General features: G+C 49.1%; 19 protein-coding genes. 4 read left to right on the top strand and 15 right to left on the bottom strand.

Features of this window, described 5'->3' with window-relative positions; genetic code table 11:
* Window positions 1–312: 312 nt before the first annotated feature.
* The 9 genes from V8F51_RS02930 to V8F51_RS02890 form a co-directional block, all read right to left on the bottom strand.
* Window positions 313–1,728, bottom strand: coding sequence for a family 43 glycosylhydrolase (locus V8F51_RS02930; protein ID WP_337098896.1), 1,416 nt, complete (start codon window positions 1,726–1,728; stop codon window positions 313–315).
* Between the two features lie 38 nt (window positions 1,729–1,766).
* Complete coding sequence (locus V8F51_RS02925) at window positions 1,767–2,675, bottom strand: carbohydrate ABC transporter permease (RefSeq protein ID WP_337098552.1); 909 nt, start codon at window positions 2,673–2,675, stop codon at window positions 1,767–1,769.
* Window positions 2,676–2,695: 20 nt separating this feature from the next.
* Window positions 2,696–3,655 (bottom strand): ABC transporter permease, encoded by a 960-nt coding sequence (locus V8F51_RS02920; protein WP_442956393.1) that lies wholly within the window; start codon window positions 3,653–3,655, stop codon window positions 2,696–2,698.
* 114 nt (window positions 3,656–3,769) lie between these two features.
* Window positions 3,770–5,482 (bottom strand): ABC transporter substrate-binding protein, encoded by a 1,713-nt coding sequence (locus V8F51_RS02915; protein WP_337098551.1) that lies wholly within the window; start codon window positions 5,480–5,482, stop codon window positions 3,770–3,772.
* 123 nt (window positions 5,483–5,605) lie between these two features.
* Window positions 5,606–7,285, bottom strand: coding sequence for a sensor histidine kinase (locus tag V8F51_RS02910; RefSeq protein ID WP_337098550.1), 1,680 nt, complete (start codon window positions 7,283–7,285; stop codon window positions 5,606–5,608).
* Between the two features lie 78 nt (window positions 7,286–7,363).
* The gene (locus tag V8F51_RS02905) at window positions 7,364–8,914 is read right to left on the bottom strand and encodes a response regulator (RefSeq protein WP_337098549.1); all 1,551 of its coding nucleotides are present in this window, start codon (window positions 8,912–8,914) and stop codon (window positions 7,364–7,366) included.
* Window positions 8,915–9,092: 178 nt separating this feature from the next.
* Window positions 9,093–11,483, bottom strand: coding sequence for an alpha-L-arabinofuranosidase C-terminal domain-containing protein (locus V8F51_RS02900; protein ID WP_337098548.1), 2,391 nt, complete (start codon window positions 11,481–11,483; stop codon window positions 9,093–9,095).
* Window positions 11,480–12,385, bottom strand: coding sequence for a family 43 glycosylhydrolase (locus V8F51_RS02895; RefSeq protein WP_337098547.1), 906 nt, complete (start codon window positions 12,383–12,385; stop codon window positions 11,480–11,482). The genes V8F51_RS02900 and V8F51_RS02895 overlap by 4 nt, the downstream gene beginning before the upstream one ends.
* A gap of 4 nt (window positions 12,386–12,389) precedes the next feature.
* The gene (locus V8F51_RS02890; RefSeq protein ID WP_337098546.1) at window positions 12,390–13,322 is read right to left on the bottom strand and encodes a glycoside hydrolase family 43 protein; all 933 of its coding nucleotides are present in this window, start codon (window positions 13,320–13,322) and stop codon (window positions 12,390–12,392) included.
* A gap of 145 nt (window positions 13,323–13,467) precedes the next feature.
* Between V8F51_RS02890 and V8F51_RS02885 the strand changes: the two genes are divergently transcribed.
* Window positions 13,468–14,262 carry an AraC family transcriptional regulator gene (locus tag V8F51_RS02885; RefSeq protein ID WP_337098545.1) on the top strand — a complete coding sequence of 265 codons (795 nt, stop codon included), beginning with the start codon at window positions 13,468–13,470 and terminating at the stop codon, window positions 14,260–14,262.
* Window positions 14,263–14,350: 88 nt separating this feature from the next.
* Here the strand turns inward: V8F51_RS02885 and V8F51_RS02880 are convergent, their stop codons facing one another.
* From V8F51_RS02880 to sigJ, 4 genes are all read right to left on the bottom strand, one after another.
* A complete protein-coding gene (locus V8F51_RS02880) occupies window positions 14,351–15,484 on the bottom strand; it encodes a Ger(x)C family spore germination protein (protein WP_337098544.1) in 1,134 nt (377 codons plus the stop codon).
* A complete protein-coding gene (locus tag V8F51_RS02875) occupies window positions 15,481–16,581 on the bottom strand; it encodes a GerAB/ArcD/ProY family transporter (RefSeq protein WP_337098543.1) in 1,101 nt (366 codons plus the stop codon). Before V8F51_RS02875 ends, V8F51_RS02880 begins: the two co-directional genes overlap by 4 nt.
* On the bottom strand, window positions 16,578–18,089 hold the full coding sequence (locus V8F51_RS02870) for a spore germination protein (protein ID WP_337098542.1): 1,512 nt from the start codon (window positions 18,087–18,089) through the stop codon (window positions 16,578–16,580). The genes V8F51_RS02875 and V8F51_RS02870 overlap by 4 nt, the downstream gene beginning before the upstream one ends.
* Window positions 18,090–18,309: 220 nt before the next feature.
* On the bottom strand, window positions 18,310–19,197 hold the full coding sequence (gene sigJ, locus V8F51_RS02865; RefSeq protein WP_337098541.1) for an RNA polymerase sigma factor SigJ: 888 nt from the start codon (window positions 19,195–19,197) through the stop codon (window positions 18,310–18,312).
* A 168-nt stretch (window positions 19,198–19,365) separates the two neighbouring features.
* Here sigJ and V8F51_RS02860 point away from each other — a divergent pair, with 168 nt between their 5' ends.
* The gene (locus tag V8F51_RS02860) at window positions 19,366–20,121 is read left to right on the top strand and encodes an SDR family oxidoreductase (protein WP_337098540.1); all 756 of its coding nucleotides are present in this window, start codon (window positions 19,366–19,368) and stop codon (window positions 20,119–20,121) included.
* A gap of 107 nt (window positions 20,122–20,228) precedes the next feature.
* Here the strand turns inward: V8F51_RS02860 and V8F51_RS02855 are convergent, their stop codons facing one another.
* Complete coding sequence (locus V8F51_RS02855; protein WP_337098539.1) at window positions 20,229–21,197, bottom strand: AraC family transcriptional regulator; 969 nt, start codon at window positions 21,195–21,197, stop codon at window positions 20,229–20,231.
* 193 nt (window positions 21,198–21,390) lie between these two features.
* Here V8F51_RS02855 and V8F51_RS02850 point away from each other — a divergent pair, with 193 nt between their 5' ends.
* Both V8F51_RS02850 and V8F51_RS02845 read left to right on the top strand, forming a co-directional pair.
* Window positions 21,391–22,794 (top strand): MFS transporter, encoded by a 1,404-nt coding sequence (locus tag V8F51_RS02850; protein ID WP_337098538.1) that lies wholly within the window; start codon window positions 21,391–21,393, stop codon window positions 22,792–22,794.
* A gap of 189 nt (window positions 22,795–22,983) precedes the next feature.
* A complete protein-coding gene (locus V8F51_RS02845; protein ID WP_337098537.1) occupies window positions 22,984–23,682 on the top strand; it encodes a diphthine--ammonia ligase in 699 nt (232 codons plus the stop codon).
* Here V8F51_RS02845 and V8F51_RS02840 read toward each other — a convergent pair.
* On the bottom strand, window positions 23,668–26,559 hold the full coding sequence (locus V8F51_RS02840; protein WP_442956397.1) for a family 78 glycoside hydrolase catalytic domain: 2,892 nt from the start codon (window positions 26,557–26,559) through the stop codon (window positions 23,668–23,670). The genes V8F51_RS02845 and V8F51_RS02840 overlap by 15 nt on opposite strands.
* Window positions 26,560–26,576: the final 17 nt, after the last annotated feature.

Genomic DNA, 26,576 nt, shown 5'->3' with positions numbered 1-26,576 from the left:
CCTTTACAATGTTTTCAGATAAGTAAGATAATTGTAAGGCTCATGATGTCATAAAAACTATCATTCGACAAGGGGAGTATTTACTAATATCCGAACATTCTCATCTTTCGCCTTTATGCGACACGATCCGCGCCGCATTCGTTTTATGATATCTTGTCGAGCAAAACACAGCAAAAAAAAGCTAACCCACCAAGTCTATTAGGACCTGGCAGGTTAGCCTCATTAAGCAGCTCTTTTGCTGCGGACTAACGTATGCGTAATACAGTGACGGATTGTTCGGGGGACAATTTCCTTTCGTCAGGCTTCATTGGCCTATTCCAGAGTGAACGACGCCAGACTCACGTTGCCGATGCCAGTATACGTGAAATACAAGGCTTGAACACCATCCGGAACGGTAATGTCGGCCGCATACGTCGTCCATACGTTCGTGAAGTCGACCGGAATCGATCCGAGCGACGGACCGTCCCATGCAGTCTTGACCTCGAAGCTGCCCTGGGCATAACCGCGAGCCTTGATCTTGACGCGCTTCACGCCTTCGCATTGAAAATACTTGAAACCCGCCGTTGCGGAATCACGCATATTCGCGATGTAACCGACCTCTTCGTCCCCGTCCTTGCCGTCTTGTGTTATTTTCGGGAATCGGCCGTCCATCCACGCGCCGTACGTGCCTGTATATAATTCATCCTTATTCGTGAACAGATGGCAAGCCAGATATGCCGGATACTCGCCTCGTCCGACAAGAGGTCCGCCGTTCGGGCCGCTTGTCGTGATCTCGACTTGCGGGATGGTGCCGTCCTCAAGGAACTTGATCGGTTCGATACAGCCCTGTCGGCTGAAGCTCGTACCGTTCGTATGTCGATGATAGAACATGTACCATTGCCCGTTCGCTTCCACCATGCCCCCGTGATTGTTGCCGCCATAATACATGGGTTTGTTTGCCGGCTTGTACGTATCGATATGCAAGTCGTTGTTGCTGACGATGACCCCGCGGTATGTGAAGCCCTTCGTCGGATGCTTGCTAGTCGCGTAGCACAGCTCGTGCATGACTTCAGAGGAGTAGACGAAGTAATACGTGTCGCCCCGCTTACGGATGGATGGCGCTTCAAAAAAAGCATGTCCTTCGAACCCGGTTCCCTTGCTATACGGCTCGCTTGGCAAGATGAATGTCGGTTCTTCGATAATCGTAAGCATATCCGATCCGATTATCGTTGCCATCGCGCCACTGCGCGACTTGTCGCCAATTGCGCAGAATCCAGTATACAGGTAAGTGAGGTCGCCTTCCGTCAAGACGCCTGGATCGAATTGCGGTTGATCGCCCGCACGGTCGCCTAAGCGCGTTCCGTCGGCGTACTTCACGTAACCGTAGAACTCGTATTTGCCAGCCGGCGTATCGCAGACCGCGACCGAGACGACGGACACCTTGTCTAGGACATAATACAAATAATAGCGCCCATCCGGACCGCAGGTGACGTCTGGCGCATAGAGACACATGCGTCCGTCCGGATTCAGCGGATCGTCCGTCTTCTCGTAAATGACGCCTTCATATCGCCATTCCGCAAGATCGTTGGCTGGCGCCGACCAGCATACATAATCGTTCAGACAGAAGGCATGCCCGTTATAGCGGTCATGCGATCCGTATACATACACTCTATCCTGAAAGACATGCGGCTCTCCGTCAGGAATATACTCCCATGACGGCAAGTAAGGATTTACGCCTTGTTTCTTCATAAGCATGTTTTCCACTCCTCTAGCCTATATGGACTCTATTACCCTTTCACTCCGCCAACGACCATACCTTTGACAAAATACTTCTGCAGGAATGGATAGACCAAAATAATCGGCACGCTTGCAACGATCGTCATTGTAGCGCGAATCGAAGTCGGCGTAACCATCTGCGCATTTCCTTGCGCATCCGCATATTGGTCGGCTGCAGTGGCGCTTGTATTGGTGGTGGACAAAATCTTCATCAATTCATATTGCAGCGTGCTTAGATTAGGCCTCGAAGAATTATACAGAAATACATCAAACCAGGAATTCCACTGATATACCGCTACGAACAAAGACACAGTAGCAAGAGCCGGTACGGTAAGCGGGAGCACGATGCGGATAAACGTGGTCAGATCCCCCGCGCCGTCGATTTTGGCAGATTCCATGATTCCCTCCGGCAAGCCTTCTATGAAGGACCTAATGACAATCATGTTAAATACGCCGATAATACCCGGAATAATGTAGACCCAGAAGCTGTTAATCATGCCGAGCTCTTTAATGAGCAGATAGTTCGGAATTAATCCGCCGCTGAAGTACATCGTGAAAATGAAGGTAACGGAAACGAACTTCTTCAATTTGTACTCGGAACGGCTGATCGCATAAGCAAGCATCGCTGTACAAAATACGGAAATGATTGTCCCGACGATTGTCCTCGCTGCGGAGATGAAGGTTGCAGAGAACACGTTTGATTCACCAAACACATATGCATAATTGCGAATTGTCCATTCACGCGGCCAAAAATAGATGTCGCCACGAATAGAGTCATTGGCATCGTTAAACGACAAAGCAAGCATATTGATGAACGGATACAAAGTGAAGATGACAAGAATAATCATGAAGCTGTAGTTAAACACATCGAATATTCGATCGCCCGTCGAAGAATATCGAGCTGAATTATTTTTTTTCATCGTATCGCCGCCTTTCCCATCTAATACAATCTGCTTTCGCCAAGACGTTTGGCAAGGTTGTTGGCAACGATTAAGAAGATGAAGCTGACAACGGTCTTAAACATACCTGCTGCCGTCGCCAAGCCATAGTTATTCATTTGTATCCCGTATTTTAATACGAATATATCAAGATTTTCCGAATATTCAACATTCATGCCATTGCCAAGCAAGTACTGCGGTTCGAAGCCGGACTCCAGAATATGGCCCAGATTCATAATGAGCAAGATGACAATGACGGGTTTCATGCCCGGGAGCGTAATATGCCACATTCGCCGTAAGCGTGAGGCGCCGTCGATTTCGGCTGCTTCGTACTGCGTAGGATCAATCGTCGTAATGGCGGCCAAATAAATGATCGTATTCCATCCGATGTTCTTCCACACTTCGGTCACGCCTAGAATGCTCCAGAAATACTCGCCGACGCCGAGCCACAGAACGGGCTTGTCGATGATATTGAACTGGAGGAGCAATTCATTGAAGATCCCTTCCGGAGCGAGCGTTGTCTGGACGATATTAGCCGCAACGACCCACGAAATGAAATGGGGCAAATAACTAATCGTCTGGACCGTTCGCTTGAAGAAGATTTTTCGAAGCTCGTTCAAGAGAAGCGCCAATACAATAGCGGTTACGAATCCTAACACCAGATTAATAGAGCTCATTACGAGCGTATTGCGCAAGACTAGATAAAACTGTTCTTCCTTAAACAAAAACTTGAAGTTATCCAATCCCGTCCAAGCTTGGTCGAATATATCTCTGCCAAGCCGATATTTTTGAAAGGCAATCGTCCAGCCCCAGAGCGGAACATATTTAAAAATGATTACCCATGCAAGAAAAGGCAGCGACATCAGCATCAGCATTTTCTGCTTGGATAATGCTTTGAAATAGGCCCTTAGGCGCGAATCGCCTGAAGACGTTCCTGTCAATTGCACGCTATGTTTCTCCACCCGATACGTCTCCCTTCCGGCAAAATCTTATCTCTCACTAAGCATAAGTAGATGGGAAAAGTGAATGGCTTCACTTTTCCCGTTTGGATTACATGATTTTTTGCATGCTTGCACTTACCATTTACCAGCGACGCGATCCTTCACCTTGGCGGTCATGAATGCTTCGAAGCCGGCTGCATCCAATTTGCCGAAGTCTTTGAGATAATCGGCCCAGACGGACTCGAACTGGCCTTCGGAAGCAAGCACTAACTTAGGAAAGAATTTTTGCTGAAGATCTCCTGCTTTCTGATTGAAGATATCTTCGGGAGATCCTTGCGCCTTCTCGATACTCCAGGCTGGATACCACGGTCTTTCCACAGGTTGGGCGAAGAAACCAGAGAACGTATCGCTTCCATAAGCTTTAAGCAATGTACGATCGCCGTCTGTATAGTTGACATCCGCTACTTCCGGTTGGCTGAATGGCACATGCGCATTGCCGTCCTCGTATACGGAGTTGTTGCCGTAACGCGGCCATTCATAATCGAAGTAAGCCCAGCCGTACTTGCGTTTGAACTCGTTATCGTTACGGTTCGTCAATTGCTCTTTGCTCATGATGAAACGGCCTTCTTCGTTCACTGAATAGGAGTCGCCTTCTACGCCCCACTGGACAAGCTTCTGGTTCTCGTCCGTAAGCAGGTTATCCCAGTATTGAATGATTCGAACCGGATCCTTGGCACTCACGCTGATGCCGAGACCTCGGTTGTTGACGAAAGAAGGCGGGTCCATGTAAGCATCTGTCGTATTCTCGTCGAATACGATCGGAAGCGATACGTAACGCAGATCGTCATTGCCTGCTGCCTTCAGGTTGTTGATCGCATTACCGATCTGCCAGATGTAGCCGCTGAATCCGAGCACACGGCCGGAAGTCAGCTTAGCCATGAATTGGTCCCCGTTAGCTGTGAAGCTCTCTGGATCGAACAAACCTTTTACGTACATGTCATTCAGCTTTTGCAGCCATTTTTTCTCATAATCCGTTCCCTGGTACAGCTTGGCTTCATGCGTCTTCAGGTCAACCAAAACATTGCCGTCGTTCGGATATCCGGCTAAATGCATAGGTGCATTCGTTATCGTGTAGAATTGGCCAGGCTCGCCTGCGAAAGTAGCGTAGCCAATCGTATCTTTTCCATCGATGGTCGGATACTTAGCCTTATATTTCTCGATCAGTTCAAAATATTGATCAAGTGTCTTAACTTCCGGATAGTTGAACTCTTTCAGCACTCTGCGTTGAATCCAGATGCTGCTGCCCGCATCCGGCTCCGTCAAATAACCGCCAATGTTGGCAGTGAAAGGAAGAATGTAAATGTTTCCGTCTTCATTCGTGATCTTGTCCATATAATCGCCATACACGCGCTTAATATTAGGACCATGCTGCTCGATCAAATCATTGAGCGGGATTAACGCTTCTGCATCCAATAGTTTTGCAAGTTCAGCTACCGGAGAGATGACATCCGGATATTCGCCGCCGGCAATCATGACGCCGGCCTTGGTGCTTGGGTCGCCGACGACAAACTCCATTTTCCAATCGACGCCTGTTTGTTCTTGAAGTTTTTTACCGATCGTTGTTTCGCTTGCCAGTACGTCGTTATTCGTTCCGAATCCGAAATAAGTAAAGGTGACCGGGTCTTTGCTGACTTCTCCGGTCTTGTCATCAGTCGCGGTGCTGTTGTTCGTGTTGTTCTTGTTGTTTGTTTTTCCTCCTCCGTCATTATTCGACGAGCAACCGGCAAGGAGAACTACTGTGGCCGTTAGTATGGCCAGGCTGGTTTTCAGCCATCTTTTGTTGCGCATTTCCTAACCCCTTTCTTCTTTTAATGTGATGTAAGCACTTTCAGTTTAGGATAAAAAGTAAACGATTGTTATATAGCAAACCTTAGATCGGTCTTTGAATAGTTGTGAACTTATTTAGCGAATCTATAATCTATGTGTAATCGGCAATCGCAGCGTAATCCGTGCTCCTTTATTAAGATCGCTCGAAATTTCGAAGCTGAACGATTCTCCGTAGTATATATTTAGACGAGTAATGACATTTTTCATGCCTATGGAATCGCCTATGTCGGCATCCTCGTGTAAATAGCGGTGAAGTTCATCGATTTTCGCTTGATCGATACCCACCCCGTTATCCGAGATGACAAAGATGATCTGTTCCTGTTCTTTCGCGATCTGAATCGTAATATATCCAATGCCGAGAATATTCTCGATGCCGTGAATACTCGCATTTTCCACGAATGGCAAAAATGCCATTTTTGGAATTTCTATATCCATAATGGATTGATCGATCTCGATATGATACTCCAGCTTGCTGTCAAAACGATACTTTTGAATTTCCAGGAAGCACTCGATTAGCTCCAATTCCTCGCGGATCGTAACAAAGCTTCGCTTCCATAAAATCGATTTTCGGAAAATTTTTGCCATGTTCTCTATCGTCTTAGCCGTCTGAGATTCGCCTTTCATTAAACTTCGCATCCGAATGGTTTCAAGCGCATTGAATAAAAAATGCGGATTGATTTGGCTATGAAGCGCGTATAACTGGGCTTGTCTTTGTCGCAGCTCCAGTTCTTTCTTCTGTATCTCGGAAACGTACACGTCATTGATCAAGTTTTCGATCCGAGTGCTCATCCGATTGTATTCCACGGCTAGTTCGCCTATTTCATCCCGTTCCCGGCTGTAGGGAATCCGTTCAAAATGTTTGCTTTTGACAGATTTCATACGCTTCAGAATAGCTTGAATTCGTGTATGGATCGAGCGGGAGAATATTAAAATTACGATTGTAGGCACGAGGAAGTTAACCCCTGCAAACCATAGGATAAATTGCCCCGATTGTCTGACATCGTATAAGATTTTCTCTTCGTCAAGAACGCCGTACAGTTTCCAGCCCCCCAGATAACGATTAGATTGATATAACTTGCTAATAATGATTGCCTTTTTCGGCTTAGTGATTTCATCAAGTCCAAGCGCCCGATCAGACGTGATCTGCCCGCTTGGCTGACCGCTTGCCAGACGGCCGTAACGAGCCTGATCTGACGGATCCAGCAAATAAATGTCGCCTTCAAAGCCGGATAAATCGAATATTTGCTTTATGTAATTTTCATTCAAGTCGATTTTGATCACATTTTCATATGAATCGTATCGGCGATCCGATAGCCTCTGAATAACGCTGATACCGCCCGATGATACATACAGATGAGGATAAGTATTATTGTATTCTTCGCTTTGGCGATACCAGTTGGTTTCCCGCATTTCATCCTCGAGCTTGATAATATGACTGGAGGTTAGAATCGCGGGGTTGTCGCTCATGATCGTAACCGAGCTGATGGTTTTGTACTCCTTGTCTGCGCGATTGAACAGACTCGATACGCCGTTTAGCGATTCTACATAACGATCGTACGAGGTATGATCGCTATTCAGAAGAAGGCTCAGCTGATTATCGATCGAATATAAATATGAAATACCTGCAGCATCGTCAATCAGGGCCTTTAATTCGGATTGCAACAAAGCAATCGCTTTTTCCGCATCCGCAGTCTTCTGGTTCTTGATGTTCATGGTTGTCACCTGATAGAACATCACATTGGTCAGCACAATCGGTATGAACACGCATATGACATAGATGAGGATCAATTTGCTTCTGAGCTTTAAATGGTGCAATCGAAAATTGAGCACGTCGGGCCTCCTTTATTTTTGATCGATCATCTTATTGCGATAATCTGTCGGCGTCATTTTCTCCAGCTTCTCGAACTGGGTGGCAAAGTAATCCGCGTTTTGAAAGCCGACTTGCTCGGCGATTTCGTAGACGCGTTTTTTCGTTTGGCGAAGCAGACGCTTCGCCTCCTCGACGCGGAGTGAAAGCAGGTATTCATTAAAGTATGAACCGTAATTTTTGCGAAACAGCTGTCCAAGATAGATCGGATTCATATGGAACTCGGCAGCAATGCCCTTCAGATAAATATTTTCCCTGAAGTGTCCATCAATATATTTTTTCACTTTTTCAATGTTTCCTTCGCCTTTATCTCCTCGTTTTTCCGCGATATACGCTGCAGCTTCCTCTATGAAATTTTTGAAGACATGCTTTAGCTGATTCAGATTACGGTATTTCCTCTGCCAATTAAGCAGTTCCTCGAACCATTCTAGATTTTGCTCCGTTCCGTCCAGTTGTCGGATAATATTGATTGTTGCAATCATGCTTCGCCTAACGGTATTCGCAACTGCTCCGGGAGCGAAGTATCGCTCCTGAAAAGCTATGAAAATCGCATCGATAGCGCTGTTATACCCTTCGACTCGATTGGCTTCAACCTCATAGATCAGCTTGCTGTGCAGTTCTTCATCTACATCAAAATAATACAAGGACATGTCTAACAGTTCGTTAGCCATAAAGATACCGTTAAAGCCTGCGGCAAACCGATAATTCAAACATTCGTCTGCGCTCTTACGGGAATGAACGATCTGTTTCAAGTGTTCGACCGTATGACCGATAAACAACGCAATTTTCGTTGAGTGGTTATTCTCCAATCTTTGAAGCAGTCTCCTATAATCAATCCCCTCCATCGACCGCGGCGGGGGCACAATAAAGCCGTATTGATTGTAATCGCGAGCATGAATAAGAAGGGGTTGTCTCTCGAGAAGGAAATACTGCTGGAGCTCCGTTTGCAACGGGATCAAATAGTCAATTCCCCTATGAGGAAGCTCATCTTGGAATTCTACGATGACATAGGTATAGGGGGCGGAGAGAGTAAGCTCAAGCGTATTCGCAATTTGCGCCATTACTTGGTCGTCCGGCTCGTCCTGAACCAAGCTTTCGATTACGATTTCGACAAGCGGCTTTTCCCTTGTCATCGATAGGAGCTGTCTTTGATTCATGATATTCGCTATCTTTTTTAAGGCAGTTGTAAGCTCCGTCTCATCAACCGGCTTCAAAATATAATCGGACACATTGTAACGGAAAGCTTGCTGCGCATACGAGAAATCAGGATACCCGCTTAGAATGACAAATATCGGTTGGTGCTCTCCTTCCGCAGTCACCTGTCGAATCAGCTCCAAACCGTCAAGCACGGGCATTCTTATATCAACAATGACGAGATCCGGGGTTAACAGTTGGATCAGCTTCAATGCTTCGAGCCCATTCTCCGCTTCGCCGCAAATCTCGAATTGCAACGACGACCAATCGATTAGATTAATTACACCTTTACGCACAAAAATCTCATCATCTACAATCAGTACCTTATGCATGAGCCTTCCTCCTCCGTAAAGTTCGCGAAACTACAATTCAAGATTGTACCGTGAATAGCTCAGGACTACAAGCAAGCGTTGGTTGGGCGAATTGGCCATAACGAATAAGAAGAGGCCAACCCGCCAAGTCTATTAGGACCTGGCAGGTTAGCCTCATTAAGCAGCTCTATGCTGCGAACTAACTTATACGTAACACAGTGACGGAGTGCGCGGGGAACGGATGAGTAAAGCTGTTGCCATCGAACTTGAACTCGCGCTCCACAGGCGCAATCTTCTGCGGTTGCTCGAAGCTATTCTCGTCCTGGGGCATATGACCTGACAATTCGTAGCTGGCAACATGGCGCAGCCCATCCGCCGCTTGCAAATCTTCCAAAGCGATTTCTGCACATACTGCCGCTTCCTGCATATTGACGACTTTGACGATCGTATCTCCAGTAGCATCTTCTGTGCTGGATGAGTAGTAGAGCGGCTGGATTACGGCAATCTTATCCTCCGTCTCGTGCATCAGCTCGTCGTTAATGAAGGCGCGAATCTTCCTTCCCGACACTTCAAGCGCAAGCTTGTAGGTGACGTCATTCTCGACGGTGAACAAGCTTTGGGTTAAGCAGGAACTGCGTCCGTTCACACGGGAGCTGATCATGGAGTCTTGATTTTGCCAGCCGCTAATTTCCCAGTATAAGCGGTTATCGTCATCCGACTGGCCAAACGATACGACGAAGCCTTTCGGGCCATCCGTTCTCATTGCCGTCGCATACAGCGTATAGCTCGACCAATCCACAACGTCCAACCGTTCAAAACGCTTATCCGTACCCGCAAGACGTGCTTCCGCGGTATCCGACAGCTCGGCCGCACAGCCCTCGAAAGCCCGCTCCTCACCGGTATCGTTATTGACGATTCTCACGTCGGAATATACAACGCTGCTGCCGTCTGTCCCGAGCTCGATCGCGCCCTGGATCGGCTGGATCTCTGCCGTATCCAGCTTCTCGAAGCCGCTCGCCTCGATACCGAGCAGCCGCTCGCCTTGATGGTGCATGAACAGCTTCTGCACGTAATAGTTCGCTGTGCCGAACACCTCATGGTTGTTGAACCAAATAAGATCCGGCTTCCAGTTCACATAATCGACATTGCAGAGCATTGGCGCATAGCAGGCAAGACCGACCGCATGAGCGTTACGCTCCAAGCCGGTCATGAATGCCGCTTCCGCGAGCGCATTGTAATACGTATTGCCCCACGAGGCGTATTCCCCTAGAAACACCTTCGGCTCATCCGCCTTGAATCCGTCATAACGGTCCACATTGGCTAGGAACCATTCCGGCGACTGATAGTAATGCTCGTCGACGAGATCCGAGCCGTTCTCCCGCGCCGACTGCCAGCCTCGCTCGTATTCCCCTCCGGCGGCGAACGGACCGCTGGAATTGATGACTTTGATAGCAGGATATTTCGCTTTGATCGCTTGATGGAAGTACGTATATCGTTCGAAGAACGGTTCGCCGACCTCCTCGTTGCCGATGCCGATATACTCCAGTCCGAACGGCTCTGGATGGCCAAGCTCAGCTCGAATTGCCCCCCACTCCGAATCAGAATCGCCATTGGCGAACTCGATCAGATCAAGCGCATCGTCGATCCATGGACCAAGCTCGTCTATTGGCACAATCCGCTTATGATGCGGGTCGTACCCGCCCGGCAGGATCGGAATCGCCTTCGCGCCAATATCCTCGCAGAAGAGGAAATACTCGTAATAACCTAAGCCAAGCGTTTGATTGTAGCTCCAATTGTTCCTCCTCGAAGGGCGTTGCTCGACTGGGCCAATGGTGTTCTTCCAACGGTACATCGAATTGCGGTCATCGGAATTCAACGAGCCGTCATGCACGAGGCAGCCGCCCGGGAAGCGCATGAACTTCGGCTTCAGATCCGCCAAAAGCGTTGCAATATCTTCGCGCAGCCCTTTCGTACGTCCTCGGAACGTACGAACGGGGAACAACGAGACCATGTCCACATACAGATTGCCTGTGCCGCCCGTCGTAATCGTAAGCCTGTTGCAATAATCCGTCTCGCCGGCTGTTATCGAAGCTTCGTATCGTTTCCACTCGGACGAATCCACGATAACAGTTGCTTTCCCGTGTGCGATGCCCTCTTTACTTTCAATGGCAATGACGACTGGCTCGTCCAGACTCGCGTCTCGCCTTGCGTAGAAGGAGAACCGATATTCCTCTCCGGCTTGTACCGGGATACCAGAATTAAAGCCCCTATTCGAGATACCGACACCGTCGCCTGCTTCATGAATCGCAATAACGGCGTAATGCGGATTCCTTCTGTTCAACGGATCCGATTGCTCAATCGATAGCTCCGCCTTCCCGCCGCCTCTCTCTACCTTCTCCCATGCGGTAAGCGCATGGAAATCCCGATGGTCAATCGGATCGAACTCGAAGGAACGGTTGCGCACCAGCTCCGCATACAACCCGCCGTCGGCTGCATGATTCAAATCCTCGAAGAAAATGCCGAACAAATCGCCAAGCTCAGCTCCCCGCTGCTGCGTGTGGATCGTCAGTTTTCCTTGCGGCTTGCTCATTTCGCTTCTCCTCCATCAACAGATAACCAGTGATCTACATCAACAACCGGCTTGCCTTCGATGAATTCAACTTTACTGATGCATGTTTCGCGCAAAACGCCAGTCGCCGGGTCAATAAGACGGTGGTAGCACAAGTACCAATCACCTTTATATTCCGCCATCGAAGCATGGCCTGTGCCGAAGTACGTATCGGAAGGGCGTGTGACGCGGTTATCTTGCGGAATCTCGTAAGGACCATAAATATGGTCGGCCGTTGCGTAACAAATTTGGTATCTTGGATCGCGCGTGTCATAGTTGCTCCACGTAAGCAGATATTTACCGTTGATCTTCTGCATATGCGGTCCTTCATTGTAGACGCCGCTATCGAATACTTCAGGATCTTGGCCGCGCTGCTCATAGAACTGATTCGACACCAGCACCGGTTCCGACTTGAAAGAAACCATATCGTCGCCCAGCGGAACGATCCAGCACTTGCCTTGTCCCCAAAGCAAATAAGGCTGACCGTCGTCGTCGACGAACAGATCGGCGTCAATGCTTTGGCAAGCATACTCATCCTTCGTGAGCAACGGTTTTCCAAGAATATCCTTAAACGGCCCGAGCGGCGAGTCGGATACGGCAACACCGATCTGCGCTTCCGCAGAGAAGTACATATAATATTTGCCTTTATACTTGTTGATGCCAGGAGCCCAAGCACTCGTCTTCGCCCATTCGACATCGTTCAGATCAAGCGCCAAGTAAGGACCGTCCCAATTCACCAAATCTTTGCTATGGAAAACATGGAATTTCTCATATACCCATCCTGGGCTGTCCCCTGTCGGGTACATATAATAATCATCGCCATCCCGCAATAAGAATGGGTCTGCCCATTTGCCGATAATTGTAGGTTGCTGTTGTTTAGTCATTCGATTAACCCCCATATGTTTGTAATAATCGATCGTATTCGGACTGCGTAACCGGAATAACCGAGCCGTGGCGCGGCGAAGCCGGCAATGCGTAGCGGTCAGGCAACGACCATACGCCTGAGCTTAAATCCGTCGTTTCCAGCGGAATATAACCTCGATCTACATATTCATCAATGAATGCGTACCACTTTTCTTCCGTATTCGACTTGAAAATAATCGGACCTTCGCCCTGACGCAAATGCGGCTGTTCAACGCTTTCATTTATAAGTTCAAAAGTTGGATCGTAGAAGGAGCTTCCCGACTCTTGCATAATGTTATGTCCTTTGCTTATCCGGTACACGCTGCCCTTGTCTTCAATCATCGTCGTATCGATAACCGAATACCCGTAATCCATATATACTTTCGGCTTGCTGAACGCAATAAAATCGTTGGTCTCGGACACCATCATGCGATGATACCGCTCCTCCGGATTGCCTCCCTTGTCATTGCCGTCAAGCATGGAAGCCCAGAACACGTAATACACGTCGGAGCCTTTATCCAGAAAAACTTCCGGCGCCCACGCGCAGCCTGCCCCCTCCGGAGCAAGCTCAACCATCGACTGCTCGGACCAATCTACGAGATTGGAGGACTTCCACACCATGATGGATCGACTGCCCGTCGTGACAGCTCGTCCCCAATCCCCGTTGCCGTGAATGCGCAGATCTGTCGCTACCATATAGAACGAATCGCCCTGCGGCGAACGAACGATATACGGATCGCGAACGCCCTTCTCTCCCAGCGTAGATGTAAGGACCGGCCGGCCTCCGTTCAGCTCTCTCCATGCGAGAGCGTTATTGCCTTCGCTAAGCGCAAAATAAACCTGTTCCCCGTCTTCGTACCGCTCGCCCTTGAAATAAGCGAACAAATATCCCGCATACTTTTCCGTGTTCGCGCCCATCTGTTTCACTCATCCTCTTAACTGAAATATCATCCATCCTTTTTGGCTGGTTCACATCCTATTTTCTATCTTTATTTCATCTTCGTAAATGATGTATGATAGGCATTAACTGACTTATTGTCCAATTATGAACGGAGGAACACGATTGATCCAGATTAAACGATGCGGTTATAACATCACCCATGAGAATGGATTTACCGTCGATCGGCCGGATGGTTCCGGGGACTTCCTATTCGTGCTGTTCCGCAGCAAGATGGAAGTCGAATTGCAAGGTAAACCTGTCATCACTGAACAAAACAGCTATATTCTTTATGGCCGCAACAGCAAGCAATATTACAAAGTAATCGAGCAGCCTATGGTTCATGACTGGTTCCACTTCGATTCCGATGAAATGGACGAGCTGTGCGGGCAGCTTGGGCTGCCGCTCGACACGATCATAACCGCTCACGACCCTTTTTACATTTCCAGAAAGGTGAACGAGCTTCAAACCGAACACATCCATAACGGCCCTTACAAGCGGGAGATTATGGATGCCACCGTACGCTGCCTATTAATGAAGCTTAGCGAGATGCGTACGCGCATCGACTCCAACCATCACATCAGCAAGCATTATGATCAGTTTATTAATCTTCGGAACGTCATCTACAACTCCCCTTCGGTTTCATATTCGATCGATGAGCTGGCGACAAGCATGAATATGAGCCGATCGCATTTCCAACAGCTGTACAAAGAAATATTCGGCGTGTCCGTGATGAACGACATCATCCGTAACCGGCTTGAATTCGCGCTTCATTTGCTGGAAAACTCCGTCCACGACATCAAGACGATCGCCGAGCTGTGCGGTTACGACAATGAGGTTCACTTTATGAGGCAATTCAAAAAGAGCGTGCACTTGACGCCGACCCAGTATCGCCGAAAATACCGTTCGCCTGCCAATTGACGCTCTCATAAAAACCGTGAATCCATGAAAGCACAAGACCTGCTCGCCAGATACGAACAGCCCGCTGCTCCATCGTCTATGAATAACTTTACTTCAGTCCCCCTTGAACAGGTCCCATCGCACCGATCGCAAACTTGACGTTGATGGAAATGTCGGCATCGGCCAAAGCATCCCCCCAGTGTTCTTGCACCTTCTCGTACTGCCTGAAATGATGGGCTCTTGCATAGAGACCAAGGCCGATCGGATCGATCCGGTGGGATTGGAATTTCGCGATCAGCTTCTCGAGCTGTTTTTTGCTTTGTTCGTTGATTCTCCTCGCCAGTTCGTCATTGTCGCGATCGATATTGTACGCAAACATTTCCTCCGACAACGTAATAAGCGAGGCGAGCGTAATATCGAAATGAAATTTCCCTTGCTTATAGCCGGATTTCACTTTCACCTTTACTTTCCCCGCGCTGAAGCTGACGATATTCGTATGAAACGGTCCCGTCATCGGTTTATCCGGCATTGGATAAGAAAGGCTTATGCCCGCCTTGGCATCGCCTTTAAGAATATTCAGCAAGATCGACTCTTGCGGGCCAAGAGACTCCATATATTTGCCTCTATGGTTTAACAAGGCGCTTCCGAAAAGAATGACCTTATTGTTCTGCAGCCTTACCTCGCTGATCGAAGGGGTTATTCCCGTTTCGTATATTTGTCGATGCAGCTCCTGCGCGGTTGTATGAACGGTCTCGGAACGAGAGCTGTTCGAGTCTATCATGCCGCGCAGCAAGATCGGCAACGGGGGCTGGTCCACTTGATTGAACGCGATGATTTCGGACACGGCCCCGTCATACATGACCATCCGATCGGTAACCGTATTCCGGGCATCGCGGTAAATCACATCCATCATTTTGAACCAGTCGTCATGCTGCAGCATTCGTTTGCCCACGATGATTACTTGATAGTTCCGTCCTTGCGCGGCTCCGGCCAGCTGAGCATCCTGTTTGGCGCGGGATTCGCGCAAGGTTAGGGCAGATCCGCCGGTTTCGACGCTTTTTTTCTTAATATTTTTACTGAACACCGGCGCCGAGGAGTAGAACTTGAAAGTACCGTTTTGATCCAAATCCATGCCTAGCGCTAGTGGCGTCGCCGCATTTTCTAGGCTTAGCTGATCGGAGCAGCCAGCAAGCAGAAGACAGACGACGCACGTACCGACGAACCTGCTAAAGAGCGTGCTCATTGAACAAGTCTCCCTTTCCATTTCGTATATACCGCCAGAACCAAGAACAAGCATACCGGAAACGCGTATTCCAGCCAAAAACCGATCTTTCCGATCCAAGCCTCAAAGCTGTTGCTCCAGCCGAAAGTCGGACGGAAAAAATAAATACCGACAACGATAGCCGCGCATACGATTCGCAAATGGCTGCGATTGTCCGGCTTGTTCAGAAGCCATCTTGAGCAAAAGGTCGCCAAGTAAAGAAACGGTATCCAGGATAAGGAGAACACAAGCAAATAATAGGAAATAAACGGAACCTCGATCCTCTCGATGAATTTGAACTCGATCGATTTTAATATCGAGATCGTCGGCTCGTTGTATTTATTGATTTCGTCCGGACTGAAGTAAAGATAACAAATCAACGTAAAGAACATGTAGGCGGCCGTCGTCAACGTATTGGCAAGCAAAATGCCCATGGTCGCCTTCTCTTTATGCTTCAAATACGGGTAAAAGACGAAAGCGGCCGTTATGCCGAGCGTCGGGTATATCGTATCCTTGACCGCTTGAAGCACCGGTGCGACTCCATGCTTCAAGATCGGAAACAGGTGCAGTACGTTAGCTTCCTTGAGCGTAAACAAATAAACGAACGGTATCCATAAAGACATCAGCGTCATGAGCTCGGAATATCTGCCGACAATGCGCGGACCGTTGCAGGCAACAAGATAGGTTGGGACAAGAATTAAAGCCATGAGCAAATAGATGGGCGTGTTGCCGAGCAGCCATATTTTTGTAATGAGGACCGACCTTGTCAATGTGTCGACGGCTAAGCTTAGGAAATAAAACATAAAAAGCAGCGCCAACGTTCTTCCGACCCACTTGCCCATATAATGGGACGCGAGATCGAATAAAGTGTCTTGCGGCCTTTTTTTCATTATGCCGACGATCGCCAGGCTGACGATCAGGCTGATCGCCCATCCGATCAAGATGGATATCCACCCGTCCGTTCCGGCCGTATCGGATAAATTGGACGGAATCGAAAGCACGGGCAAGCTTACTTGCAGGCCGGAGATAAGACATATAAACTGCATCGTCGTTATTTCGTTGCCCTTTGTCTTAATCATGGCTTGTCCCCTTTTTTTATACGGCTGTCCGCTTGTCTACGCTCTTGCTTAGGGGAGGTGCTTTTGGGCCGTTTGTCCATAAACCACAGCGGTACGCGAATGACTGTATCCTTCCAATCCGCGAAGCGAACGGGAGCAAACGGATGACCGTAAGGCACGCCTAGCGATTGCAGCGAAATCAAGTGCGCCACCATCGTCATCAGACCGACAATAAGCCCTACGAATCCGAACATGGAAGCGAGGATCATCATCATGAAGCGGATAAGACGGACGGCCGCTACCATATCGTAGTTCGGCAAAATAAACGAGGAAATAGCGGTGAAAGCGACGACGATGACCATGATATTGCTAATCAAGCCCGCCTGCACGACCGCTTGCCCGATGACGATGCCCCCGACGATGCCTACCGTTTGGCCGACGGGAGCAGGCAGGCGCACGCCCGCCTCCCTCAGCATTTCCAGCGTAATTTCCATAATGGCCGCTTCCATGAACGGCGTAAACGGCACCTGTCCCCGCGATTGTCCCAAAGTTAGCAGCAGCTTCAGCGGAATAATCTCGAAATGATAGGAGATAACCGCGATATAGAACGCAGGCAGAAACGCCGCAACGAAGAAAGCAAACAAACGCAGCCAACGAATGAAGGTCGAGATCGGCCACCTTGTGCTGTAATCGTCCACGCTTTGAAAAAATGACATGAACGTGACCGGAGCCACCAGCACGCTCGGCGATCGGTCGACGATCACGATGCATCTCCCTTGCAATATTTGCGATGCGGCCGCGTCAGGACGTTCGGTCGCGATGAATTGCGGGAACAACGAGCGCGGATTATCCTCGATAAAATCGGACAATTCGCCCGTATTGATAATCACATCCGTATTGATGGCTTGGATTCGTTTCTCAAGATCGGCCAGAAAATCGGCGTTCACCACGTCTTCCAAATAAACGATCGATATAGGCGTCTGACCTCGCTTCCCTACGAGCAGCCGTTTAATTTTCAGTTCGCGGTTCGGGATGTAGCGGCGCAGCAGGGCAATGTTCTGACCGCCTGTTTCAACGAAGCCTTGATGCGCGCCTTTCAGCGACGATTCCAACTGCGGATCTTCGATGGCCCGTTGCGGCCAGCCTTTCGTATCCATGGCAAACGCTTCGGTTCTTCCTTCAACGAACAAAAGACTGCTGCCTTGCAGCAATTTCTTCTCAATCTCCGACCAGCTAACGACCGGATCGATATAGCCCACCGTCGTAATCAACTCGCCTCCCGGCGTGCCGCTCCCTTCATGCAACTGCAGCGGGAGCAGCACGTCATGGTTAATGGAGTTTTTGTCGGTTAGCCCTTCGAAGTAAACGAGAATGGCTTTCTCGTTCGTTTGTTTAATGCGGAAATGGCGTAAAATTAGATCCGGTGTATCGGAGAAAATGCCGGACAACCGCTCGGCGTGCTGCTTGATGTCCGTCCCTAACCGGTCGTCCTCGCTTCCCTCCGTCCTATTCATTCCTTGATCCGACATCCTACGCACCTCCCGTTCGCATCCAATGGATTTTATGCCCGTACAAAGATCGTGCATATTTTTTCCATTATTTACGGGGATCATGCATGGCAATGATTGTTGCAAGCAAAAACAAAGCGACCGCCTCCCATTCGAACATGGAGAAGCGATCGCTATATGAATAACTGCAGTACTATCGGCCCTTGCGCCGAATCAGCCGATTAATGGCTTGAGAGTTGATTCAAGAAACGCCAAAGACAGGAAATGCGCGAAAACGCTGCAGCTTGTCCGGGTTTCGGACTACATGCAGCTTTTGCGCCTTACCCCCCTCGACATGGATCATCGCAACGCTATGAACCCCCTCTGCCGAACCAAATATAAGAGCTGGCACTCCGTTGACCTGAACGATTTCGATCCTTGCATTGCCTTTGACCATCGAAGCCTGACGCAGCCGACCTAGCAGAAGCTGCGCGACCAGCTCGCGTGTTTCGACCGGCAGATATGAAGCCGTTACTTTGCCGCCCCCGTCGGAAACAAGCACGACGTCCTGAGCCAGCATTGACTTGATCTGATTCAGATCGCCTTTTTTGAGCGCTCCCATGAAATTTGCGACCCATTTATGACTGGCTTCTTCGGAATGGATCGGTTCATCCGGCGCAATTCCCATTTTCGTTCTCGCGCGGCTAAGCAGCTTGCGGCAATTCTGTTCGCTTTTATCGATTAGCTCGCCTACTTCATGATACTCGAAGCCGAGTGCTTCGCGCAGGACGAAGACCGCCCGTTCCGACGGGGATAGCCGCTCGAGAAGCACAAGCATCGCATAGGACAACAAATCGTCTTTCACAACCTGTTCGATGGATTGCTCGTCCCCTGAACTCAGGAACGGTTCCGGCAGCCATTCTCCGTAATAGATCTCGCGCTTTTTCATTGCTGATTTTTGCAAATCCTTGCAACGGTTCGTGACCATCTTGCACAAATACGCTTTAGGGTGCTCCACCTGTTCCGGCGGGACATCGTATATTTTCAGAAAAACGTCCTGCAGCACATCCTCCGCGTCAGACGCTGATCCCGTTAGCTGATAAGCAAGCTTAAACAAAAGCCGATTATATTTTCCGTACCACTGCTCCATTCTTCCGCCTCCGTCTCATCCATTCTTTCAAACCTTAGACAAATCAAGGACCCTTTTTGTGACATTTAACGATTCTGCATTATTTCGTAAAGTCGGGTAGAATATTGTCACGGAACGGAACAGAGCGTCGTCTTATTCATGCAGCGGTTAAAAATGAGGAGGATTTGTATGAAAATCGTAGTTATAGGCGGCACAGGCCTTATCGGATCTAAACTTGTAAGCCAGCTTACAGAGATCGGCCACGAGGTGGTCGCGGCATCGCCTTCGAAAGGCATTAATGCGGTTACCGGCGAAGGACTTGCCGAAGCGCTTAGCAACGCCCAGGTTGTCGTGGACGTCGCGAATTCCCCGTCGTTCGAGGACGATGCGGTTTTGGCATTTTTCGAAAAGTCGACCCAAAACCTGTTGGCGGCCGAAGCGGAAGCTGGAGTAAGGCATCATGTGGCTTTGTCCGTGGTCGGTACGGAAAAGCTTCTCGATAGCGGTTATTTCCGTGCGAAAATGGCTCAGGAAAATTTAATCAAGGCTTCTTCGATTCCTTATACGATCGTCAGAGCAACGCAGTTTTTCGAGTTTATCAATAGCATTGCTTACGTGGCTACCGAAGGAAATACGGTCACTTTGCCTAACGCCTTCGTACAGCCAATCGTATCCGACGACGTCGCCGCGGCGTTGGTCGACTTTGCGCTCGAACCCCCGGTCATAGGCACGGTTGAGCTCGCTGGTCCGGAACGCATGCGTATCGACGAGCTGGTCGGGCGTTACTTGCAGGCAGAGAAAGACGAGCGCCAAGTTGTGACCGACGATAACGCGCTTTACTTCGGCACGAAGCTGAACGACCGCTCGCTCGTTCCTAGCGGCAACGCGCGTTTGACGACAACAACGCTCGAAGCTTGGCTTAACCGTACGGTCGTTTCATCGTAATCGGACAAGCTTTTTTTTAAAAAAAGGGGCAGTATCCCGCGGAAACCGGGACACTGCCCCAAAACGCGTTGTCGCGCTTTCAAGATCAAGCAGTTTTGTTGCTATTGTTAACCATCCTCGAATCCCCCGGTCCAAGAAGATTCCCGCAACGCTTTGATATCCTGCAACGGAGGCAGGCCAAACAGCCTCCGGTACTCCCGATTGAATTGGGACGGACTTTCATAGCCTACTGCAGATCCTGCCATTGTCGCTCCGACGGAACCGCTTAGCATCAGGCGTCTGGCTTCCTGCAGACGCAACTGCTTCTGGTACTGCAATGGCCCCATCGTCGTGATCGCTTTGAATTTATGATGCAACCCGGAGACGCTCATGTTGCACATTAACGCGAGCTCTTCTACGGTAAATGGACGTTCTACATTTTGTCTGATCCATTGGATCGCCTTCCCGACGCCATCCGCACTATGATCGAAGATCGTCTTCTGGAAAAACATATGCCCGAAATCGCCTGACAGCAAGGTGTAAATCATTTCTTTCTTGATCAAATCGGACAGAAACCGAATGTCTTTAGGCTTGTCGATCAACTTCAGCAACCGTAAAAAGATGTCCAGCAACCCGGTATCCGACTTGCCGATAAAAGCCCCGGCTCCGGGACCATTCCTTTTCGACTCCGTGACGATTTCCGCCTCCATCGCCACGGATGCGATTTCTTGCGCCGTAAAATCGATTCGCAGCCCCATGTAGGGCGAATCCTTCGTAGCGCCTATGACTTGGGCGGAAGCCGGCATATCGATCAGCGATGCCAAATAATCTCCAGCTGAGTAGAGAAACATGTCTTGTCCAAGATACAGCTTCTTCTGCCCTTGAAGGATCAGACAAAAAGAAGGAGTCAATAAGCCCGGATTGCGAACCGTTTCGCGACTATGCTTGACGATGGAAAGAAAGGGAACGACGGTAGGCGTTCGGCCATCCGCGATTGCGATCCGATCCGCCACAGCAATGAGCCGTTCCAACTGATTACCTTGTATTTCAACAGTTTTCCCCTGTTCATTACGATCTTCCAGTGTTTGATGCAGCATATGATCCATCCCCCGTCCTTCACTGAAATTATAGGAGCATCGACATATATTGTAAAGCGAAGCTTTGCGACAAGATGTCTGCAGAAATGCAGCTTTAGGCAATTTCACGACAGGAACGGTCTACTTCCTCCCGGCGTTCCCGCCTATACTATCCCTAGAAAGAAAAACTTTACTCAGGGAAGGAACTTGCCTCATGAATCAATTCAAATGGATCATTTTGGCCATTATTATTACCTGTCAGCTTATCGTCGTACTCGATGCTTCCATTATGGTAACGGCCATACCGGAAATCGGCCGGTCGCTCCGCATGTCGACGACCAGCTTGACTTGGGTCCAGAACAGCTATATTTTGGCGTTTGGCGGCTTCCTGCTGCTCGGTGCCCGGGCTGGCGATCTTTTGGGGCGCAGAAGAATGCTGGTCGCGGGCATTGGATTATTTTCGCTTACCTCGCTGCTGGCAGGTTTGGCGCCGACAGCCGAATTTCTACTTATCTCCCGTGCATGCCAAGGTTTCGCGGCTGCGTTGGCCACGCCCGCTGCTCTTGCCTTGCTGTCGGCCAGCTTCGTAGAGGCGAAGGAACGTTCGAGAGCGATCGCGATGTACAGCGCGGTATCGGCTGCCGGAGGCAGTGTCGGCCTCATCCTCGGCGGATTTTTTACCGATTTCATTTCTTGGCGCGTAGGGATGTTTATTAATGTACCCATTGGATTGGCATTGGTGTATCTGGTACAGAAGTTTATTCAAAAAACGGATTCGAGAGCCGGGCGTTTCGATATTTGGGGAGCGTTGACGTCCGTAATCGGTATGACTTCGTTGGTTTACGGCTTAGTTCAAGCTGCCGATCATGGCTGGAGTGGGCTTGAAACGTGGACTTGGCTTGCAGCAGGAATTGTTTTGTTGACTGCATTCGTTCTAATCGAAGCCAGAGCGGCAGAGCCGATCGTCCCGCTCCGGTTGTTCGCGAACCGTCAGCGGTCCGGTGCTTATCTTGGAAGGTTCTTGGTCGTGTGCGGCAATTTTTCGCTCTTTTTCTTTATCCCGCAATATTTGCAAAACGTCCTCGGCTTCAGTTCGTTCGAAGCAGGCTTAGCTTTCCTGCCGTTTACGGGAGCTCAATTCGGGATGATGTACTTGATACCTGGGTTGGTGCAACGTTTCGGGAATCGAAATGTGTTGACGGCCGGCATGCTATTGGTCATAATCGGCACGCTATGGACGAGCCAAATCGTCTCGTTGCAAGCTCATTTCTTTCCGCTGATGTTCATTCTATTGGCCGTCATGGGCATAGGCTCCGGCATGGTATTCCAGCCGCTCACCTTTATGGGACTCTCGGATGTCGAACCTAAAGATAGCGGTGCAGCTTCGGGTTTGATCAACGTCGCGCATCAAAGCGGTTCCTCGTTTGGTTTGGCTGTGCTCATAACCGTATTTAACGCGGCGGGCTATACGGATGAACCATCGAAGCTGCATTTCGCCAACGCCGTATCGCACTCCATATCGGGATCGGCAGCCTTTGTCGCAGCGGCCCTTATCACGTCGCTGATTTGTTTTCTGCCGGCACGCAACAGGTTTCAACGACACGTCCGCTCTGAATAAGAGCTGACCCATTCGAATTGGAAAATCGTCCAATCAAACAACCTTTTGAGTGGAGAGCGACAATGAGGTGTCGCCGAAAGCGCAACCTTTCCTGATATCGCTGCGGCTAATCGGATTTGTACACTTCCCAACAGCTGCTTCTAGGATCATAATAAAGAGAACGATAATTTAACTAGGAGCACGATAAGAATGGACAATATGGTCAACTGGAAAAATGGCGCTTACGGGCATAAATTTATAGCTTCTTTTAGCGGTGGTAAGGACAGCATGCTGGCGCTTTATAAATCAATGAAGGTTGGAGAAGCGCTCGGACTCATTGTCATGCTGGAGGAAGAAGGGAAACGTTCCAGATCCCATGGCATGCCTCCCGAGCTGATCAGCGCCCAAGCTGAATCGATCGGATTGCCCGTTTATACGGCGGCTGCAAGTTGGGATGACTATGAATCCGTGTTTATGGGGCTATTGGAACAAGCGAAGCGTCAAGGCGCAGAAGTGTTAGTAACAGGGGACTTGGATATGCCTGTTGACGGCTGTTGGCATGACAAGGTTACTCGAAATGCCGGCTTAAAGCTTGCAATGCCGCTATGGGAGATGGACCATTATGAGGCTGTGACCGAGTTTATCAATCTAGGATTCGTATCTATCCTGGTTACTGTAAATTTATCGCTAGGGATGCGGGAGGACGATCTGGGACAAACGCTCACTCACGAATACATAAAAGAACTGCAAGCTCGCGGGATTGACCCGTGCGGAGAAGGCGGAGAGTTTCATACAACCGTAATTGACGGCCCCCTCTTTAAACAGCCTATTGCTGTTCAAAGAGGCGGCATTGTTAAGAATGGGGAATATGCCTTTTTGCCTTTGGAGTTGCTATTAGAGCGCAGCTAATTCTTCGACAATCCTTGCGAGCTTATGACTGGACACTCGCATCATCGTATTATCGCCGATTTGTTCAAGAGACAGCGGCTTAGCTATATTAACCAACGCACCTTCAAGCAGATTTGGAGCATGTTCACGAATAATGGCAGTCGCCTTCTCGTCCATAAGAATTTCTACCAATTTGGTCTTAGCGTCATAAGATTCACGGAATAGTCCATCAGCACAATAATGAAAACGATACGAACCAGAACCTACGACAATTAGCAAATGGTTTTCGTTTTCGGTAATAGACTCGATTCCTTCCGTTTGATCCAGCGTTACCCCGTTTTCGGTAGTATCAGCAATCTTAGCTCCAACAAGAACGATTTCGGCAGTTGTATTTCCAGGTATGCGTACCTCCACTTCCATGCGATCTCCGGTTAAGCGCCAACCGGATTCGACAAGTCCGTACATAGAATGATGCCCGGCCTTCGCAAAAGATAATTTCGTCGAGCCAAATAGCGGTTCGATACGTGTACGCTTAAATCCTGGAACGGAAGGCGACATATTAAGCCCTGCTACGCATTTGTACATCCAGTCACCAATTGCTCCATATGCATAGTGGTTAAACGAGTTCATATCGTCGCTCCAGAATGAGCCATCCGGCTTCACGCTATCCCAATGCTCCCATATAGTCGTTGCGCCTTTGGATACGGAATACAGCCATCCTGGATAACTTTCCTGCAGCAAGAGGCGAACGGCTGTCGTATGATATCCGTTGTCCGATAATGCAAAGCAGAGATACGGAGTACCTACGAAACCGGTCGAGAGATGGTAATCATTTTCCACAATCAGATTATTGAGATCCGCTGCGACTCGTTTCTTCACCTGATCATCGACCAAATCGAATACTAGCGCAAGCACATGAGCCGTTTGAGTCGGCGAAGCAATGCGCCCCATTTTCGTTACAAATTCATCCTGGAAAGCTTGACGAACTTGTTCGTAAAGTCTTCCATATCGATCCGCTTCGTTAGATCGTCCAAGTACCTGGGCCGCATCGCGCACAATACGCGTGGAATAGGCAAAATAGGCGGTTGCTATGAGAGAGGTTGGCGTTGAGCCAATATAACTGTTCTCTTTGGCATCCAACGCCAACCAATCCCCGAAGTGGAATCCCGTATTCCACATGAACTCGTTCTCGCCTTGCGCTCGAATGTATTCCACCCATTTTTTCATACTTTCGAATTGTTCTCCAAGCAGCCGGACATCTCCATAGTATTGATAAACGGTCCATGGACAAATAACGGCCGCGTCGCCCCATGCCGCGGAACTCGATCCGCCAACGATATCCGGAATGACGTACGGCACGCCTCCATCTTCATGCTGTTCCGCTTTTAGATCGCGCAGCCATTTCGTGAAGAATGGCGCTCCTTGATAATTGAATAGCGCCGTACTGATGAACACTTGAGCATCACCCGTCCAGCCCAGCCGTTCATCCCGTTGCGGACAATCCGTAGGCAGGTCGAGAAAGTTGCCGCGCTGCCCCCACTTGATGTTGCGTTGCAATTGATTGACTCTTTCATCCGAGCATTCGAAATAGCCAGACTCCTTCATGTCTGAATGGATGACTTCACCTTTGAAAGCCTCGAGCGGCAAGTGATTGTTCAGAAGCGGATAACCGGTTACCTTCACATAACGAAAGCCCATGAACGTAAAGTGCGGGGCATACTCTTCGGTCTCGCCGCCACGCGCGACATAAGAGACCGCTTGTTTCGCAGTACGCAAATTGCCAAAGTAAATATTTCCATCCGCATCGAGCACTTCGGCATGTTGCATGGTAATGATGGTTCCCGTTGGAGCATTCACGCGGAAGCTTACTCGGCCAACCATATTTTGCCCAAAATCTAGCACATGATCGCCTGCCGGCGTAATAAAAGTCGAAACAGGAGAAAGAACTTCTGTTACAGCGTTCCGCCAATTTTCTTGAGCTACCAATCGTTCGTATCCAAGATCGACGGTTTGGACGGCTTCCCATGACGCATCATCAAACAGGGGTTCTGTCCAACCGATTCGTTCCAATCGCGCATCGTAAGTTTCTCCATGATAAATATTCGAATATAATACGGGACCTGTCACAGACTTCCATGTTGCGTCCGAAGCAATGACCTCTTCCGTTCCATCCGAATACCGAACATGCAGCTGCACCAGAGCCGCGCGCTGATCCCCATATCTATAGTTACGACCATCAAATCCCAATCCGCCACGATACCAGCCATCGGCGATCATGACGCCAATACCGTTGCCACCAGCCTTGAGATCGTTTGTGACATCGTAAGTCTGAACCTGAATTCGATGATGGTAACTTGTCCACCCAGGTGCAAATAAATCTTCTGAAACCTTGTTTCCGTTCAAATAAAGCTCGTAGATTCCTGCAGCCGTTACATATACACGTCCAACGACGATGTCGGAACGAAGGTTAAAACCTTTACGAAGTAAAAACGCGGCTTCGGAATCAACCGGAATAACGGTTGCTTCGGGCGTAATCCAATTTGCTTGCCATTCCGAGCTCTTCAGTCCAAGTTCAAGCTTTCCTTCATCGCTCCAAGGAGATTCGTTGCCGGCAGTATCCCATGCCTTTACCCGAAATCGATACGATTGACGAGTCTCGAGAGCCGGCCCCTCATACATACAATGAAGGGACTGATCGGATTCGCAGCGGCCTGTATCCCATACCGGTGCCGAATAATCATCTTCTTGTTTCTTCAGTTGCAATTGATAGGCAACCTGTACCACGCCTCGTCGATTGCCGGTTGCGAGCATCCAACTGAATCTAGGAGTTGCTACATCACTGCCTAATAAGTAATTATGATACTCACACGTTAAGGATTCTATCGTTAAATTGGATATCATCTCATTATCTCCTT

The sequence above is a fragment of the Paenibacillus sp. YIM B09110 genome, from assembly GCF_037167145.1.
Taxonomy (GTDB): Bacteria; Bacillota; Bacilli; order Paenibacillales; family Paenibacillaceae; genus Pristimantibacillus.
The sequence above is the reverse complement of the archived record's forward strand: the minus strand, read 5'-3'. Positions and strand labels throughout refer to the sequence as shown.